We start from the raw sequence: 15964 nt of genomic DNA on the forward strand, positions 1-15964 counted from the left end.
TCCGGGCGGCGGGGGCAAGAATGTGCAGGGTGGCGGGCGGCGGCACAGGGGCGGCGGGTACGTTCGCGAGCGTGTCGATGATGTCCTCCTTCCCGGTCCCCTCGCCCGCGCCCCGTGGGGCCTTCCGCCGGGGCGCCGCGTCCGTCCCCGGTGGCGCCTCGGGCGGTGCGGTCCCGGGCCCCCGTACGGCGCCCGCCGCCGCGCCCCGCGTCCCCGCCCCACGCGGGCGTCGCACCGTCTCCGCGCTCGCCCTGTCCGCGCTGCTCGTGCCGCCCGTGGTGGCCGGCGGTACCGCGTACGCCGCGGACGGTGGCGGCGAGAAGGGGGCGAAGGAGCCCGCGCCACCTGCGGTGATGTCGCGGGTCGGGGGTGAGCGGCTGGGCGTGCCGGGGGTGCAGGTGCAGCTGAAGGACGGGGCGCCGAAGGTGCCGCGGGGGATCACGGCGCGGTCGTGGATCGTGTCCGACGCGGAGTCGGGTGAGGTGCTGGCGGCGAAGAACCCGCACTGGCAGCTGCCGCCCGCCAGCACGTTGAAGATGCTGTTCGCCGATACGGTTCTGCCAAAGTTCCCCAAGGACGAGAAGTACACGGTCAAGCCGGCGGATCTGGAGGGCATGGGCGCGGGCAGCAGCCTGGTCGGGATCAAGGAAAACCTGACGTACACCGTCCACGACCTGTGGCTCGGGGTCTTCCTGCGGTCCGGCAACGACGCGGTGCACACGCTCTCGGCGATGAACGGCGGCACCGCGGCGACGGTCGCGGAGATGCGGCAGCGGGCCAAGGACCTCAACGCCGTCGACACCCATGTCGTCACCCCGGACGGCTACGACGCGCCGGGCCAGGTCTCCAGCGCGTACGACCTGAGCCTGTTCGCCCGCGCCGGGCTGCAGAACGCCGACTTCCGGGAGTACTGCGCGACGGCGACCGCGCAGTTCCCCGGGGACAAGGACAAGAACGGCAAGCGGGCGACGTTCGGGATCCAGAACACCAACCGGCTGCTCAGCGGCGCTCCCGGTCTCCAGCCGTACCCGGGGATCGCCGGGGTGAAGAACGGCTACACGACGCACGCCGGGAACACCCTCACCGCCGTCGCCCAGCACGGTGCGCGCAAGCTGCTGGTCACCGTCATGAACCCGTCGAAGGAGGAGGCCAACGAGTCGTACAAGGAGACCGCGGCGCTCTTCGACTGGGGTTTCGAGGCGGCGGGCAAGGTCGCGCCGGTCGGACGGCTGGTCGGGCCGCGGAGCGAGGAGGGCGACGCGACGGCCGCCGGGCACCACGGTGCCGGTGGTGACGACGGCAAGTCGGGGAAGGGTCAGGACCCGGCCGCGCTGGAGGCGACCGATGCGTCGAGCGGTGTGTGGACGGCGGTCGGGGTGGCCGGCGGTGCGCTGGTCGCGGTGGGGGCGGTGGCCCTCGTGGTGCGCCGTCGCCGGCCGTTGCCGGAGGCGGTACGGCGGGGGGCGCGGCGGCGCCGGTGAGGTGGGGCGGGGGGGGCGAACCCGTAGGGCCGAACCCTTAAGGCCGAACCCGTAAGGGTTCGGTGGCCCCCTTGCGGGCCAACTACCCGCCGTACCAGCGGTTTTAACGCTTCCTCTTTAGCACTTGCTCTTTTTAGTGCCCCCTCCTCAACGCTTCCTCCCCACCTCCCGAGAGCTTCCCCCTCCCCCGGCTCCGCCCCCCTCCTCGGGCTCCCCGGCGGCCTCCCCCTGCTCCCCCGTCTCGTCCTCCCGACCCTGCGTGGCCGTCCACGCCGCACAGAAGACCAGCAGCTTGGCGGTGAAGTTGATCCAGAGGAGGAGGGCGATGGGGGTGCCGAAGGCGCCGTACATGCTCTTGGAGGCGACGCCCTGGAGGTAGCCGCTGAGCAGGAGTTTCAGCAGTTCGAAGCCGACGGCGCCGATGAGGCCCGCGGTGACGACGGCGCGGCGGGGCGGGTGGACGCCGGGCAGCCGGGTCAGGACGTAGATCAGCAGCAGGAAGTTGGCCAGGACGGCGATGCCGAAGCCGGCGGCGGTCAGCAGGACGCCGCCGACGCCGCCTCCGCCGAGGCCCACGCTGTCGGCGGCGCGGCCGACGGCGGCGGAGGCGAAGACGGAGCAGGCGACGGAGAGCAGGGCGACGCCGCCGAGGCCGATGAGGACGGCGCCGTCGCGGAGCTTGCCGAGGAAGAAGTTGGTGTCGTCGTCCTCCCGCTCCCAGACGGCGCGCAGGCAGTCGCGGAGCGCCTGGATCCAGCCGATACCGGTGAAGAGCAGGGCGGCGCCCGCGATGAGGCCGACGGTTCCGGCGTTGTCGACGAGTGCGCCGAGGTCGAGTTGGCCGGAGATGCCGGGGATCTGGGCGGCGAGCCGGGTCTCCAGGGAGTGGAGTTGGCTCTTGCTGAGGACGGTGGCGCCGATCGCGGCGCCGACGGTGATCAGCGGGAAGAGCGCGACGAAGCTGGTGAAGGTGATCGCGGCGGCCAGCCGGGTCCAGTGGACCCGCTGTATCCGGGTCCAGGCGCGCCACAGGTGAGTGGTCATCAGCCAGGTCACCGCCGGTCCGATCAGCGGCAGCCTGCTCAGCCAGTCCATGGCGTTCCCCTCGTCGCACGTCGTCGGGCCGGATGATCCGGAACCTTAGCTTCCGCGTACCCCGGAATCCGGTGTGTACGGCTGCCGGTTCCGGTCCGTCGTACGGAGGCGGCCACCCGTTCGGGCGAGACGCGGTGGGGGCGGGCGGTTCGGACGACTAGTAGGGATGTCACACCGTCTACGGTCGCGGCATGAACGACGCCTGTGGGAGCCCGCGGTCGCTGCTGGTGCTCGGCGGGACCTCCGAGATCGCGCTGGCCACCGCGGAGCGGCTGGCCGCCCGCCGCGCCCGGACGATCTGGCTGGCCGGGCGGCCGTCACCGGGCCTGGAGGAGGCGGCGGACCGGCTGCGGGGGTACGGCGCGCGGGTGCGGACCGTCGCGTTCGACGCGCTGGAGACGGGCAGCCACCGGGCGACGCTGGAGGCGGTCTTCGCCGAGGGTGAGCTGGACATGGTGCTGCTGGCGTTCGGTGTGCTCGGGGACCAGCCGCGCGACGAACGAGACGCCCGGCACGCGGTCCGGCTCGCGCAGACCAACTACACCGGCGCCGTCTCCGCCGCCCTCATCTGCAGCCAGGAGCTGCGGCTCCAGGGGGGCGGCTCACTGGTCGTGCTGTCGTCGGCGTCCGGCGAGCGGGCCCGGCGTTCGGACTTCCTCTACGGGTCGAGCAAGGCGGGTCTGGACGCGTTCGCGCAGGGGCTCGGTGATGCGCTGCACGGGTCGGGGGTGCACGTCATGGTGGTGCGGCCGGGCCGGGTGCGGACCCGGATGACGCCGGAGCTGTCGTCGGCGCCGCTGGCGACCACGCCGGAGGAGGTCGCCGAGGCGGTCGAGGAGGGGCTGCGCCGCCGCGCGGAGGTGGTGTGGGTGCCGGGGAAGCTGCGGTATGTGATGGCGGCGCTGCGGCATGTGCCGCGGCGGACGTTCCGGCGGCTGGCGTTGTAGGCGCCGCCGCGGGCCACGAGCGCGACTGTCCGGCTCCTGCGGGCCGGGGGCGGGGGAAAGATCACGGACCCGCGCCCTCACCCCCGTACGGCCGTCCTACGGCCCCTCAGCGGGACGGCGCGGGCGGGCGCGTCAGGTCCGCCTGGCGGGGGACGGTCGCGGTGCGGGGGCCGAAGGGGTATTCGCGCTCCAGGCGCCAGACGGCGTCGGCGCCCTGCTCGTAGAGGGCGAAGCCGCCGATGGTCCAGGTGGCGCGGAAGTCGCGCAGTGCGTGCTGGGCGCGGTCCATCGCGGCGTCGTCGAGGTGGTGGGCGACGGTGACGTGCGGGTGGTACGGGAACTGCAGTTCGCGGGCGCAGGGGCCGTCGGCGGCGCGGACGCGGGCCTGGAGGGCGGCGCAGCCCTCCTCGCCCTCGGCGACCTTCACGAAGACGACGGGCGACAGCGGGCGGAAGGTGTCGGTGCCCTCCAGGCGCAGCGGGAAGGGGCGGCAGCCCGCGGCGACCTCGGCGAGGTGCCGTTCGACGGCGGGCAGCGCGTCGCGCTCCACCTCGGTCGGTGGCAGCAGGGTGATGTGGGTGGGGATGCCGTGTGCGGCGGCGTCGCCGAAGCCCTCGCGCTGCCTTTGGAGGTAGCTGCCGTAAGGCTCCGGGACCGCGATCGAAACGCCCAGCGTTACGGTCCCCACTGTGTTCTCCCTCCACTGTGTGCGCTGTGCCGACGGCCGCCCCGCAGGGGGCCGCACGACGGGGTGCGCCGCTTCGTCCGAGGCGTCGCACCGTTACCAGTGTGACGCGTGTGGGCACCGCCCGGCGGCGGTGCGGGCCCCGGGCGGGCGGGGCGGGGCGGCCGGCGGGGCCGCTCCCCTGGTCCGTCCGGGGGCCGCCGGGCCGGTGTGTGGCCGGCCCGGCGGGGTGCCGGTCAGCGGGCGGCGGGGAGGAATCCCAGCCGGTCATAGGCGGTGGCCAGGGTCTCGGCGGCCACCGCGCGGGCCTTCTCGGCGCCCTTCGCGAGGAGCGCGTCGAGCGTCGCCGGGTCGTCGAGGTATGCCTGCGTACGGTCCCGGAACGGTGTGACGAAGTCGACCATGACGCCCGCCAGGTCGGTCTTGAGGGCGCCGTACATCTTGCCCTCGTACTCCTTCTCCAGCTCGGGGATGCCGGTGCCGGTGAGGGTGGAGAGGATGGTGAGGAGGTTGGAGACGCCGGGCTTGGCCTCGCGGTCGAAGCGGATGACGGTGTCGGTGTCCGTCACGGCGCTCTTGACCTTCTTCGCGGTGGCCTTCGGGTCGTCGAGGAGGTCGATGATGCCCTTCGGCGACGACGCCGACTTGCTCATCTTCACCGCCGGGTCCTGAAGATCGAAGATCTTCGCGGTCTCCTTGACGATGTACGGGTTGGGGACCGTGAAGGTGTCGCCGTAGCGGGTGTTGAAGCGGTCCGCGAGGTCGCGGGTCAGCTCCAGGTGCTGGCGCTGGTCCTCGCCGACCGGGACCTGGTCGGCCTGGTAGAGCAGGATGTCGGCGACCATCAGCACGGGGTAGGTGAACAGACCGACGGTGGTGCGGTCCTGACCCTGCTTGGCGGACTTGTCCTTGAACTGCGTCATCCGGGACGCCTCACCGAAGCCGGTGACGCAGTTCATCACCCAGCCGAGCTGGGCGTGCTCGGGCACATGGCTCTGCACGAAGAGGGTGCACTTCTCGGGGTCGAGCCCGGCGGCGAGCAGCTGCGCCGCCGCGACGCGGGTGTTCTGCCGCAGCGTGGCGGGGTCCTGCGGGACGGTGATCGCGTGCAGGTCGACGACCATGTAGAAGGCGTCGTGGGACTCCTGGAGCGCCACCCACTGGCGGACGGCACCGAGGTAGTTGCCGAGGTGGAACGAGCCTGCGGTGGGCTGGATGCCGGAGAGCACCCGCGGGAGATCGTGAGCCATGCCGTCGATTGTCTCAGGTCCGGGGAAGTCTCCGGCGCGAGGTCGGCGGCGGGCGGCGGCACCCGGGGCGCGCGGCCCCGGACGGCGGGCGCGGGGGCGCGTCTGCGAGGCCGCGGGGCGCGCGCGGGCCGGCCGGCCCCGGCCCCGTCCGCCCGGCTCCCGCGCCCCGGCGCTCTCAGAGGATCACGTGCGGCAGGAACCGCGCGTACTCGTCCGTGATCGGCCCGGAGGATTCGCGGATGCCCAGACCGGCCGCTTCGTCCTCCACGACCCAGGCGCCGAGGACGACGCGGTTGCCGTCGAAGTCCGGGAGCGGCGCCAACTGCTGGTAGCAGCAGCGGTCTTCGGGCGCGCGCGGGTCCGCCGGGGCGCCGGGCGGGTGGAGGGTGACGCCCTCGCCCTCGCGGCCCAGCAGCGGCTTGGCGGCGTAGCCGGTCGTGTCGGCCAGTTCGCGGGGGCCGTCGAGGTGGGCCGGGAGGAGGTTCGGGTGGCCCGGGTACAGCTCCCAGAGGATGGCCAGCAGCGCCTTGTTGGAGAGGAGCATCTTCCAGACCGGTTCGATCCAGAGCGTGGTGCCGGTGCCGCCGCCGTTGTCGAGGGTGTCCAGGACGTGCGGGCCGAAGGCGTCGGTGGTCAGCCACTCCCAGGGGTAGAGCTTGAAGCAGGCGCGCAGGAAGCGCAGCCGCTGGTCGACGAAGCGGCCGCTCAGACCGTCCCAGCCGATCTCCTCGACGGGGATCGCGACGGTCTCCAGGCCCGCCTGGCGCGCGGTCTCCTCCAGGTAGGCGACGGTCATCAGGTCCTCGCCCAGCTCGTCCCCGGCGGAGTGTGCGAAGTGCAGCGGGGCGCCGGGCGGCAGCAGCGGGGCCTGCCGTCTCCAGGCGTCGACGAGGCGTTCGTGGAGGGAGTTCCACTGGTCGGCGCCGGGGAAGCGCTCCTCCATCCAGAACCACTGCGGGCTCGCCGCCTCCACCAGCGAGGTCGGGGTGTCGGCGTTGTACTCCAGCATCTTCGCCGGCCCCGTGCCGTCGTAGTGCAGGTCGAACCGGCCGTAGAGGGACGGGAGTTCGGCGCGGCGGTGCCAGGACTCGGTGATCAGCTCGGCGACGCGCGGGTCGTGGACGCCGAGGTCGGCGAGGCGGCCGTGGGTGACGAGGTGCTCGGCGGCGGCCAGGCACATCGTGTGCAGCTCCTCGACCGTCTCCTCCAGCGCCTCGACCTCGGGCAGCGTGAAGGAGTAGTACGCGCTCTCGTCCCAGTACGGGCGCAGCTCACCGTCCGGGTGGCGGGTGAGCGGGTAGATCAGCCCCTGCGCCTCGACGGTCTGCTGCCAGCCGGGGCGCGGGGTGAGGGTGTGGCGCCGCACGCTGCGCTCACCCGCCGCTGGAGCCGGAGTGGCCGAAGCCGCCGCGGCTGACCGAGCCGCCCTTGCTGAAGGAGCCGCCGTCGGCGTACGAGCCGGACTTGCCGGGGCCGTAGTACCACTGGCCCTTGACGGACTTCTTGCCGGTGCGGCCGGCGCCGGTGCCGTGGTGGGACGAGGTCTCGCTGCCGGAGCGGCAGAACTTGGCGTCGACGACGCGGTAACCGCGGGCGGCGTCGTAGCTGTTGCGGTCCACGCAGCGCTTGTCGGGCTCCGAGCCGCAGGCGGTCAGTGTCGCCGCGAGGACGCCCATACCGCCGAGGATCACCGTGCCCGAGCGCAGCCGCCGGTGTGCTTTTTCGGCCATCTTCCGTCTCCCCCGTGGAGCAGTCGTATGTCTGTGCCAACCCTAGACGGTGGCCGCGTCCGGGTCGGGGGGCAGGGCCCGCAGCAGGGCCTCCAGAGCGCCGCCGAAGGCGTGTTCCGGGGGTCTGCCGTACGGGACGACGAGGCCGTCGCGGGCGGGCATCGTACGGGCCGCCGGGTCGCGGAAGGCGTTCAGGCCGCTCAGCTTCAGGCCCTGCCAGCGGGCCGCCTCGATCATGGACCGCTCGGTGCCGGGCGGGAGTTCGAGGACGGCGTGGAGTCCGGCGGCGATACCGGAGACCTCGATGTGCGGGGCGTGCTCGGCGAGGGCGGCCACCAGGCGGTCGCGGCGCCGTCGGTAGCGCTGCCGCGAGCCGCGGACATGGCGGTCGTACCCGCCGCCGCTCAGGAACTCCGCGAGGGTGAGCTGGTCGAGGGTGCCGGACTGCCATTCGCCGCCGCTCTTGACCGCGAGGACCGGGTCGACGAGCCGGTCGGGCAGCACCAGCCACGCCAGCCGCAGCGCCGGGGCGAGGCTCTTGCTGGCGGTGCCCAGATAGACCACCCGGTCCGGGTCGAGGCCCTGGAGCGCGCCGACCGGCTGCCGGTCGTAGCGGAACTCGCCGTCGTAGTCGTCCTCCAGGATCCAGCCGTCGTGGGCCACGGCCCAGTCGAGGGCGGCGGCGCGGCGGTCGGGGTGGAGCGGGACGCCGGTGGGGAACTGGTGCGCCGGGGTGAGCAGCGCCGCCGACACACCGTCGTACGCGCGGAGTTCGGCGGTGCGGGCGCCGAGGGCGTCAACGGTGAGGGGGACGGTGCGCAGTCCGGCGCGGGCGAGGACGTCGCGGTGGAGGTGGAGGCCGTAGCCCTCGGTGGCGACGGCGGGTGCGGTCGCGCCTCCGGCGACGGCGGTCAGGGCGCGGGCGACGAGGGCGAGGCCCTGCATGAATCCGGCGCAGATCACGATGCGGTCCGGGTCGGCGCGGACGCCGCGGGCCCGGGCGAGGTAGTCGGCGAGGACCGCCCGCAGCTCGGGGCGGCCCTGCGGGGTGCCGTAGCCGAGCGCGTCGTTCGGGGCGGCGTGCAGCGCGCGGCGGGCGGCGGCGAGCCAGGCGGCGCGGGGGAAGGCGGAGACGTCCGGGGTGCCGGGGGTGAGGTCGAAGCGGGGCGCGGGGCGGCCGGACGGCGGGGTGCGGCGGGCGGGCGCCGGGCGGGGCGGGGTGCGGTCGGCGATCCGGGTGCCGGAGCCCTGGCGGGCGCTGAGCCAGCCCTCGGCGACGAGGTCCGCGTACGCCTCGGCGACGGTGTTGCGGGCGATGCCGAGGTCGGCGGCGAGGGTGCGGGAGGAGGGCAGGCGGGTGCCGGGGGCGAGGCGTCCGGTGCGGGCCGCCTCGCGCAGCGCCCGTATCAGACCGGCCCGCAGGCCGCCCGGTCCGGCGAGGTCCAGATGGAGGTCGCGGCCGAAGGCGTCCCAGGAAGTGGCCCAGGAATTGTCCATGGAAGTGGACCATACGCGGGTGCCACTGCGGTCGTAGATTCGGTGGCATGACGACGAACAAGAGCACCGAGAACGCGACCGCACACACCCCCCGGCTGCGGATGGCCGAGCTGGCCCCCGAGGTCTACAAGTCCATGATCGCGCTGGACGCGGCGGCCCGTAAGGGCATCGACCCGAACCTGGCCGAGCTGGTCAAGATCCGCGCCTCGCAGCTCAACCACTGCGCGTTCTGCCTGGACATGCACACCAAGGACGCCCGGAAGAACGGCGAGAGCGAGGAGCGGATCTACCTCCTCAGCGCCTGGGAGGAGGCGGCCGGCTACTACACCGAGCAGGAGCGGGCGGCGCTGGCGCTGACCGAGGCGGTGACCGTCCTGACCGACGGTTTCGTGCCGGACGAGGTGTACGCGCGGGCCGCGGCGCACTTCGAGGACGCCGAGATCGCCCAGCTGATCGCGCTGATCACCACCATCAACGCGTGGAACCGCTTCGCGGTGACCACCCGGATGGCCCCGGGCCAGGTGTGAATCCGGTGGCCCCGATGTTGACGGGCGCCGCCGCCCTGCGCGCGCTGCACCACGGGCCCGACCTGCCGCTGGTGCTGCCGGGCCCGTGGGACGCCGCGAGCGCGAAGGTCTTCGCCGACGCCGGGTTCCCCGCGCTCGCCACGCCCAGCGCCGGGGTGGCCGCGGCCCTCGGGTACGCGGACGGCGACGTACCGCCGGACGAGATGTTCGCCGCGATCGGCCGGATCGCCCGCGCGGTGGACGTCCCCGTCACGGCGGACGTGGAGGACGGATACGGGCTCGGCGCCCGGGAGCTGGTGGCGCGGCTGGCCGAGGCGGGCGCGGTCGGCTGCAACCTGGAGGACGGCGACCGCGCCGGTGACGGGCTCGTCGACGCGGAGCGTCAGGCCGAGCGGCTGGCGGCGGTCCGCGCCGAGGCGGGCGACGCGCTGGTGATCAACGCCCGGGTCGACACCTACGTCCGCGGTGCGGGCGGGGTGGCGGAGACGGTGCGCCGCGGGCGGCTCTACGCCGCGGCCGGGGCGGACTGTGTCTACCCGATCCTGGCGCCCCCGGCGGAGCTGGCGGCGCTCGCCGACGGGATCGGGCTGCCGCTCAACGCGCTGGCCAGGCCCGACGGGCCGTCGCCGCAGGAGCTGGGCGCGCTCGGCGCCGCCCGGATCACGTTCGGGCCCTGGCAGCAGCGCCGGGCGATGGCCGCGGTGGCCGCCGAGGCGCGGGAGCTGCGGGGCGGGGAATGACGAGGGCGGGGCGGTGGCATCGCTGCCGCCGCCCCGCCCTCGGGTGCCTCACTTCTTCGGCAACCACTGCTTCCAGATGTCCGGGTGCTCGTCCACCCAGCGCTTGGCCGCCTCGTCGGCGGTCAGGCGGTCCGCGGCGATCATCTCGGAGACCTCGTTCTGGTCGTCCTTGGTCCAGTGGAAGGACTTGAGGAACTTCGAGGCGGCGGTGCCGCTCTTCGCGAAGTCGGTGTTGAAGAACTTCTTCAGCGGCGTCGTCGGATAGGCGCAGTCGACGGTCGTCGGGTCCTTCGCGCCCTTCTCGGCGCACGCGTCGGTGTACTTCGGCAGCTTCACCTCGACCATCGGCACCTGGTTGAAGAGCCACTGCGGCTCGTACCAGTACGTCAGGAAGGGCTTCTTCTCCTTGGCGAACTGCTGGATCTGGGTGATCTGCGCCGCCTCGGAGCCGGCGAAGACGACCTGGTAGTCCAGGCCGAGGTTCTTCACCAGTGCCTTGTCGTTGGTGACGTAGGACGGCGAGCCGTCCATCAGCTGGCCCTTGTCGCCGCTCTCCGGGGTGCGGAGCTGCTTGGCGAACTTGTTGAGGTTCTTCCAGCTGGTGACCTCGGGGTGCTTGTCGGCCCAGTACTTGGGGACGAACCACCCGATGTGGCCGGTGACGCCGTTGCCGCCGCCGTCCGTGATCGTCTTCTTGTCCCGGACGTAGCGCTTCTCCTGGTCCGGGTGGCCCCAGTCCTCCAGGATCGCGTCGACGCGGCCCTGGCTGAGCGCGTCCCAGGCGGGGATCTCGTCCACCTGGACGGTGTCGACGTGGTACCCCATCTCGTGTTCGAGGAGGTACTTGGCGACCGCGACGTTGGACTGCGCGCCGATCCAGGTCTGGACGGAGAGCGTCACCGACTTGGTGCCCTTGGCGGCGGCGAACGGGGACGCCTGCTTGGTCATGTCGGCCTTGCCGCAGCCGGACAGCGCGAGCAGCGCCGCCCCGGCCAGCAGCGAGGCCCCGGCCGTGGTGCCGATGCGTCGGGTACGGGACATGGTCAGGCTCCCTTCACGGCGCGGCGCTGGGTGGGCTGGGTGACGCGGTCGAGCATCAGGCCCAGGCAGACGATGGCGACGCCCGCGACGAGGCCGAGGGCCAGATCGCCGGTGGCGAGGCCGGTCACGACGTCGTAGCCGAGGGCTCCGCCGCCGACCAGACCGCCGATGATGACGACGGCGAGGACGAGGACCACGCCCTGGTTGACCGCGAGCAGCAGCGCCGGGCGGGCCAGCGGGAGCTGGACCTGGCGCAGGATCTGCCAGCGGGTGGCGCCGAGCGAGGTCGCCGACTCCATCGCCGCCGGGTCGACCTGGCGCAGGCCCTGGGTGGTGATGCGGATGACGGCGGGCAGCGCGTAGACGACGGCCGCGGCGGCGGCCGGGGCGCGGCCCACGGCGAACAGCGCGACGACCGGGATCAGGTAGACGAACTGCGGCATGGTCTGCATGACGTCCAGGACCGGGCGCAGGATCGACTCCAGGCGCTTGCTGCCGGCCGCGAGGACGCCGGTGCCGACGCCGATGACCAGCGTCACCACGAGCGCGGCGAGCACCTGCGACAGGGTGTTCATCGACGGCTTCCACACGCCGAGCACGCCGATCGCGGCCATCGCGAGGACGGCGGTCAGCGCGGTGCGCCAGGTGCCGATCAGCCAGGCCAGCGCGGCGACGATGAGCAGCGTGGCGTACCAGGGCAGGGCGGTCAGGCCGTCGCGCAGCGGGTTGAGGACCCAGTTGGTGAAGTGCGCGGCCCAGTCGGCGGTGCCGCCGACGACGGGGACGCCGGAGTAGAGGTGGTCGACCATCCACTCCTTGGCGTCGTTGACGGGCCGGGCGATGGCGACGGTCGCGCCGGTCGGCCAGACCGTGGAGCCGGCCAGCCGTCCGGCGGCCGCGACCACGGCGGTGACCGCGGCGACGGCGGCCCAGCCGCGCCAGCCGCGCAGCAGGGCGGGGCCGGCGGCGCCGTCGGCCCCGGCCTTCTCGCCCGCCGCGGCGGTGGTGCGGTCCATGACGATGGCGAGCAGCACGATCGGGAGGGCGGCGGCGAGGGCCGCGCCGACGTCGACGGAGGCGAGGGCCTGGTAGACGCGGTCGCCGAGACCGGCGGCGCCGATCATCGAGGCGATCACGGCCATGGACAGCGCCATCATGATCGTCTGGTTGAGGCCGAGCAGCAGTTCCTTGCGGGCCAGCGGCAGGCGGGCGGTCAGCAGCCGCTGCCGTCCGGTGGCGCCGAGCGAGGTGACGGCCTCCAGGACACCGGCGTCCGCGCCGCGCAGTCCGAGGGCGGTGAGCCGGGCCATCGGCGGCGCCGCGTAGATGACGGTGGCCAGCAGGGCGGCGGGCACGCCGATGCCGAAGATCAGCACGACGGGCAGCAGATAGGCGAAGGCCGGGAGCACCTGCATGGTGTCCAGGACCGGGCGCAGCAGCCGGAACATCCGGTCCGACAGCCCGCCCGCCAGGCCCAGCAGCGCACCGACGACGACCGACGCGATCACCGCGACGATCATCAGTGCCAGGGTCTGCATCGTCGGCACCCACATCCCCAGCACGCCGCTGACCAGGAAGGACAGCAGGGCGGTGGCGGCGATGCGCCAGCCGGCGACGCGCCAGGCGACGAGAGTGACCCCGGCGGTCACGCCCGTCCAGCCCAGCGCGAGCAGCACCAGGTAGACGCCGCGGACGGAGAGGACGACAGCGTTGGAGAGGTGGCCGAGGAAGTAGACGAACAGCGGGTGGCTGTCGCGGTTGTCGATGATCCAGTCGCTGGCGCTGCCGAGCGGCTTGGTCAGATCGACGGTCAGCGCCTCGGGCCACACCCCGCCGGACCACTTGGCGTGCAGCAGCGGGACGAGGACCGCGGCGGCGACGGCGAGCAACACCAGCTTGGCGACGCTCCGGTGGCGCAGCAGGGCGCGCAGCGGACCGGCCGACGGGGCGTCGGACGCGGTGGTGACGGTGGCGGCACTCATGCGCGGCCCCGTTTCACGGTGCCGGCGGGCACGTTCATGGCGGCGGCGCGCTGCGCCTCGCGCCAGCGCCGCCGCAGCGCGGCACGGAGCCGCACCGGCACCGGGGTGTGGGGGACGCGGGCGCCGCGCAGGGCGACGCCGTGGGGGGTGGCGGGGTGCATCAGGCGGCCACCTCGGTGCGGGTGGCGTCCATCCGGGCGACGACGTTCAGCAGGCAGGCGTGGTCGACGATGCCCAGGCAGCGGCCGTTCTCGGCGACGCGGACGGCGCCGCCGGAGCGGGCCACCGCCTCGATCGCGTCGGAGATGAGGGTGGTCGGCGCCAGCGCCGGGCCCTGGTCGGCCTCGTCGCCCTCGGCCGGGCGCATGGCGCGGCGGACGGTGAGGACCTGCTCGCGCGGCACGTCGCGGACGAAGTCGCGGACGTAGTCGTCGGCCGGGGAGCCGACGATCTCCTCGGGCGTGCCCAGCTGGACGATCTCGCCGTCGCGCATCAAGGCGATGCGGTCGCCGACGGTCAGCGCCTCGGCGAGGTCGTGGGTGATGAAGACCATCGTCCGGCCCTCCTCGCGGTGCAGGCGGACGACTTCCTCCTGCATATCACGGCGGATGAGCGGGTCGAGGGCGCTGAACGGCTCGTCGAACAGCAGGATCTCGGGGTCGACGGCGAGGGCGCGGGCCAGGCCGACGCGCTGCTGCTGGCCGCCGGAGAGCTGGCCGGGGCGGCGCTTCTCCAGTCCGGCGAGGCCGACCTTCTCCACCATCTCGGCGGCCCGCTCGCGGCGTTCGGCCTTGCCGACGCCCTGGATCTCCAGGCCGTAGGCGACGTTGTCGAGGACGGTGCGGTGCGGCAGCAGACCGAAGTGCTGGAAGACCATGGCGGCGCGGCGGCGGCGCAGGTCGCGCAGGGTGGTGCGGTCCATGCCGAGGACGTCCTCGCCATCCATCTCCAGGGTGCCGCCGGTCGGCTCGATGAGCCGGGTCAGACAGCGGACGAGGGTGGACTTGCCGGAGCCGGAGAGGCCCATGACGACGAAGACCTCGCCCTTGTGGACGTCGAAGGAGACGTCACGGACGGCGGGCGTGCAGCCGGTGCGCTCGCGCACCTCGGCGACGCTCAGGCCGGTCAGGGTGGCGTCGTCGGGGATCCGGTCGGCCTTGGGGCCGAAGACCTTCCAGAGGTTGCGGGCGGAGAAGACGACGTCGCGGTCGGTGTTCTCCGGGCTGGTGGCGGGGGCGGGGACCGCCGGGGCCTGGGCCCCGGCGTCGGCCTTGGCGTCGGCGGTGGCTATGCCGGAGGCGTCGGCGGTGGTGGCAGCCATCAGGCATCACCTCCCTGGGCCGGGGCTTCCTTGAGCAGTTCGGCGGCCTTCTCCCCCACCATCAGGACGCCGATCATCGGGTTGACCGCGGGCATCGTCGGGAAGACCGAGGCGTCGGCGATCCGGACGTGCGACAGGCCGCGGATCTTCAACTGCGGGTCGACGACGGCGAGTTCGTCGTCCTTGGCGCCCATCTTGCAGGTGCCGGCGGGGTGGTAGACGGTGTGCGCGGCCTTGCGGACCAGCTCGCTGATCTCCGCGTCGTCGGTGACCTCGGGGCCGGGGAAGACCTCGCGCTTGAGCCACTTCTTGAACGGCTCGGCCTCGGCGACCTTACGGGCCAGCTTGATGCCGTCCACGAGGGTCTTGCCGTCGTAGTCCTCGTCGTCCTCGAAGTACTTGAAGTCGAGGGCGGGCTTGACCTCGGGGTCCGCGGAGGTGAGGTAGAGACGGCCGCGGGCGCGGGACTTGGGGATGTTCGGGGTCATCGAGACGCCGTGCTCGGGGCGCTCGTAGCCCAGCCGCTCCGGGTTGTCCGTGAACGGGATCTGGTAGAAGTGGAACATCAGGTCGGGGCCCTTGTGATCGGCGTCCCGCTTGACGAAGAGGCCCGCGTCGGAGTCCATCGCGGAGTTGCCGGGCAGCGGCCCGTTGGTCTCCCAGACGATGACCGACTCGGGGTGGTCGATGAGGTTCTCGCCGACGCCCGGCAGGTCCAGGACGCACGGGATGCCCAGCGCCTCCAGGTCCTTCTTCGGGCCGATGCCGGAGAGCATCAGCAGCCGCGGGGTGTCCACCGCACCGGCGCAGAGCAGCACCTCGCGCCCGGCCTCGACGAACAGCTCCTCGCCGCCCTTCGTACGGGCGTGGACGCCGGTGGCGCGGGTGCCCTCCAGCTCCAGCTTGTCGACCCAGGTCTCCAGCAGCAGCGTGAGGTTGGGGCGGTCCCCGGCCTCCATGTGCGGGTGGAGGTAGGCGACGGAGGCGGAGGAGCGCTTGTTGTTCTCCGGGTGGTACGAGAGGTCGAAGAAGCCGACGCCCTCGTCGAAGGGCTGGTCGTTGAAGCCGACGACCTCGGGCACGTCCAGCGCGGTCTTGACGGCCTCGACCCAGTCGGTGGCGATGGCGTTCTGGTCCTTCTTGGCGACCCGCACGATGTTGTTGCGGAGCTTGCCGAAGTAGGGGTCCATCTTGGCCGCGCCCCAGCCGGTGGCGCCCGCGGCCTCCCACTCGTCCCAGTCGGACGGCAGCGGCTTGAAGGAGATCAGGGTGTTGTGCGAGGAGCAGCCGCCGAGGACCTTGGCGCGGCTGTGCAGGATGTGGGAGTTGCCGCGCGGCTGCTCGGTGGTGGTGTAGCCGTAGTCGAGGTCGCCGCCGAGCAGACCGAGCCAGCGGCGCAGCGTCAGCACGTCGTCGCGGTCGATGTCGGTGGGGCCGCCCTCGATGACGACGACGCTGACGTCCGGGTCCTCGGTCAGGCGGGAGGCGATCACCGATCCCGCGGTACCGCCGCCGACGATGACGTAGTCGGCCTTGACGGTGCGGGCTGCGGGGGAAGACGGGGGCATACGGGTACTCCTTCGTGCACAGTGCCTGAGCTGCTGCGTGGGGGTGCGGTGCCGCGGGAGGGGGGAGGCGGCGACGCGGGGCCCGGGGGCGGCCCCGGAG

At 73.2% G+C, this 15964-nt stretch carries 15 protein-coding genes; 4 read left to right on the forward strand and 11 right to left on the reverse strand.

Going from position 1 to position 15964, the window contains the following annotated elements; genetic code table 11:
* The first annotated feature begins 77 nt into the window (after window positions 1–77).
* The gene (locus ACZ4U4_RS22640) at window positions 78–1481 is read left to right on the forward strand and encodes a D-alanyl-D-alanine carboxypeptidase family protein (RefSeq protein WP_467877493.1); all 1404 of its coding nucleotides are present in this window, start codon (window positions 78–80) and stop codon (window positions 1479–1481) included.
* Window positions 1482–1628: 147 nt separating this feature from the next.
* Here the strand turns inward: ACZ4U4_RS22640 and ACZ4U4_RS22645 are convergent, their stop codons facing one another.
* Window positions 1629–2576 (reverse strand): YihY/virulence factor BrkB family protein, encoded by a 948-nt coding sequence (locus ACZ4U4_RS22645; protein WP_467877183.1) that lies wholly within the window; start codon window positions 2574–2576, stop codon window positions 1629–1631.
* A gap of 191 nt (window positions 2577–2767) precedes the next feature.
* On the opposite strand from ACZ4U4_RS22645, the gene ACZ4U4_RS22650 reads away from it, so the two are divergent.
* Entirely contained in the window at window positions 2768–3523 is a 756-nt protein-coding gene (locus ACZ4U4_RS22650) for a decaprenylphospho-beta-D-erythro-pentofuranosid-2-ulose 2-reductase (protein ID WP_467877186.1), read from the forward strand.
* A gap of 106 nt (window positions 3524–3629) precedes the next feature.
* Here ACZ4U4_RS22650 and ACZ4U4_RS22655 read toward each other — a convergent pair whose 3' ends face one another.
* The 5 genes from ACZ4U4_RS22655 to pdxR form a co-directional block, all read right to left on the reverse strand.
* A complete protein-coding gene (locus ACZ4U4_RS22655) occupies window positions 3630–4211 on the reverse strand; it encodes a 2'-5' RNA ligase family protein (protein WP_467877189.1) in 582 nt (193 codons plus the stop codon).
* 233 nt (window positions 4212–4444) lie between these two features.
* Complete coding sequence (trpS, locus tag ACZ4U4_RS22660; RefSeq protein ID WP_467877192.1) at window positions 4445–5458, reverse strand: tryptophan--tRNA ligase; 1014 nt, start codon at window positions 5456–5458, stop codon at window positions 4445–4447.
* Window positions 5459–5633: 175 nt separating this feature from the next.
* Window positions 5634–6824: a glutathionylspermidine synthase family protein gene (locus ACZ4U4_RS22665; RefSeq protein ID WP_467877194.1), complete on the reverse strand. Its 1191-nt coding sequence runs from the start codon at window positions 6822–6824 to the stop codon at window positions 5634–5636.
* Between the two features lie 7 nt (window positions 6825–6831).
* Window positions 6832–7188: a hypothetical protein gene (locus tag ACZ4U4_RS22670; RefSeq protein ID WP_467877196.1), complete on the reverse strand. Its 357-nt coding sequence runs from the start codon at window positions 7186–7188 to the stop codon at window positions 6832–6834.
* Between the two features lie 42 nt (window positions 7189–7230).
* A complete protein-coding gene (gene pdxR, locus ACZ4U4_RS22675; RefSeq protein WP_467877199.1) occupies window positions 7231–8685 on the reverse strand; it encodes a MocR-like pyridoxine biosynthesis transcription factor PdxR in 1455 nt (484 codons plus the stop codon).
* A gap of 47 nt (window positions 8686–8732) precedes the next feature.
* On the opposite strand from pdxR, the gene ACZ4U4_RS22680 reads away from it, so the two are divergent.
* Both ACZ4U4_RS22680 and ACZ4U4_RS22685 read left to right on the forward strand, forming a co-directional pair.
* On the forward strand, window positions 8733–9212 hold the full coding sequence (locus ACZ4U4_RS22680; RefSeq protein WP_467877202.1) for a carboxymuconolactone decarboxylase family protein: 480 nt from the start codon (window positions 8733–8735) through the stop codon (window positions 9210–9212).
* A 14-nt stretch (window positions 9213–9226) separates the two neighbouring features.
* A complete protein-coding gene (locus tag ACZ4U4_RS22685; RefSeq protein WP_467877496.1) occupies window positions 9227–9952 on the forward strand; it encodes an isocitrate lyase/PEP mutase family protein in 726 nt (241 codons plus the stop codon).
* A 48-nt stretch (window positions 9953–10000) separates the two neighbouring features.
* On the opposite strand, the gene ACZ4U4_RS22690 is transcribed toward ACZ4U4_RS22685, so the two are convergent.
* Genes ACZ4U4_RS22690 through ACZ4U4_RS22710 form a run of 5 tightly spaced genes read right to left on the reverse strand, consistent with a single transcriptional unit; the run spans window position 10001 to window position 15864 of the window.
* Window positions 10001–10993, reverse strand: coding sequence for an ABC transporter substrate-binding protein (locus ACZ4U4_RS22690; RefSeq protein ID WP_467877204.1), 993 nt, complete (start codon window positions 10991–10993; stop codon window positions 10001–10003).
* A 2-nt stretch (window positions 10994–10995) separates the two neighbouring features.
* The gene (locus ACZ4U4_RS22695) at window positions 10996–12975 is read right to left on the reverse strand and encodes an ABC transporter permease (protein WP_467877207.1); all 1980 of its coding nucleotides are present in this window, start codon (window positions 12973–12975) and stop codon (window positions 10996–10998) included.
* Window positions 12972–13136, reverse strand: coding sequence for a hypothetical protein (locus ACZ4U4_RS22700; RefSeq protein WP_467877209.1), 165 nt, complete (start codon window positions 13134–13136; stop codon window positions 12972–12974). The genes ACZ4U4_RS22695 and ACZ4U4_RS22700 overlap by 4 nt, the downstream gene beginning before the upstream one ends.
* Complete coding sequence (locus ACZ4U4_RS22705; RefSeq protein WP_467877212.1) at window positions 13136–14296, reverse strand: quaternary amine ABC transporter ATP-binding protein; 1161 nt, start codon at window positions 14294–14296, stop codon at window positions 13136–13138. The genes ACZ4U4_RS22700 and ACZ4U4_RS22705 overlap by 1 nt, the downstream gene beginning before the upstream one ends.
* Window positions 14296–15864, reverse strand: coding sequence for a GMC family oxidoreductase (locus ACZ4U4_RS22710; protein ID WP_467877215.1), 1569 nt, complete (start codon window positions 15862–15864; stop codon window positions 14296–14298). The genes ACZ4U4_RS22705 and ACZ4U4_RS22710 overlap by 1 nt, the downstream gene beginning before the upstream one ends.
* Window positions 15865–15964 lie beyond the last annotated feature (100 nt).

Source organism: Streptomyces sp. NPDC029159 (assembly GCF_055564055.1).

What these genes read in the sequence shown, in the direction of transcription:
- ACZ4U4_RS22640 (WP_467877493.1), top strand. Translation starts at nt 78, where the DNA reads ATGATGTCCTCCTTCCCGGTCCCCTCGCCCGCGCCCCGTGGGGCCTTC.
- ACZ4U4_RS22670 (WP_467877196.1), bottom strand. Translation starts at nt 7,188, where the DNA reads ATGGCCGAAAAAGCACACCGGCGGCTGCGCTCGGGCACGGTGATCCTC.
- ACZ4U4_RS22650 (WP_467877186.1), top strand. Translation starts at nt 2,768, where the DNA reads ATGAACGACGCCTGTGGGAGCCCGCGGTCGCTGCTGGTGCTCGGCGGG.
- ACZ4U4_RS22700 (WP_467877209.1), bottom strand. Translation starts at nt 13,136, where the DNA reads ATGCACCCCGCCACCCCCCACGGCGTCGCCCTGCGCGGCGCCCGCGTC.
- ACZ4U4_RS22710 (WP_467877215.1), bottom strand. Translation starts at nt 15,864, where the DNA reads ATGCCCCCGTCTTCCCCCGCAGCCCGCACCGTCAAGGCCGACTACGTC.
- ACZ4U4_RS22685 (WP_467877496.1), top strand. Translation starts at nt 9,227, where the DNA reads ATGTTGACGGGCGCCGCCGCCCTGCGCGCGCTGCACCACGGGCCCGAC.
- ACZ4U4_RS22705 (WP_467877212.1), bottom strand. Translation starts at nt 14,296, where the DNA reads ATGGCTGCCACCACCGCCGACGCCTCCGGCATAGCCACCGCCGACGCC.
- ACZ4U4_RS22645 (WP_467877183.1), bottom strand. Translation starts at nt 2,576, where the DNA reads ATGGACTGGCTGAGCAGGCTGCCGCTGATCGGACCGGCGGTGACCTGG.
- ACZ4U4_RS22695 (WP_467877207.1), bottom strand. Translation starts at nt 12,975, where the DNA reads ATGAGTGCCGCCACCGTCACCACCGCGTCCGACGCCCCGTCGGCCGGT.
- ACZ4U4_RS22690 (WP_467877204.1), bottom strand. Translation starts at nt 10,993, where the DNA reads ATGTCCCGTACCCGACGCATCGGCACCACGGCCGGGGCCTCGCTGCTG.
- ACZ4U4_RS22680 (WP_467877202.1), top strand. Translation starts at nt 8,733, where the DNA reads ATGACGACGAACAAGAGCACCGAGAACGCGACCGCACACACCCCCCGG.
- pdxR (WP_467877199.1), bottom strand. Translation starts at nt 8,685, where the DNA reads ATGGACAATTCCTGGGCCACTTCCTGGGACGCCTTCGGCCGCGACCTC.
- trpS (WP_467877192.1), bottom strand. Translation starts at nt 5,458, where the DNA reads ATGGCTCACGATCTCCCGCGGGTGCTCTCCGGCATCCAGCCCACCGCA.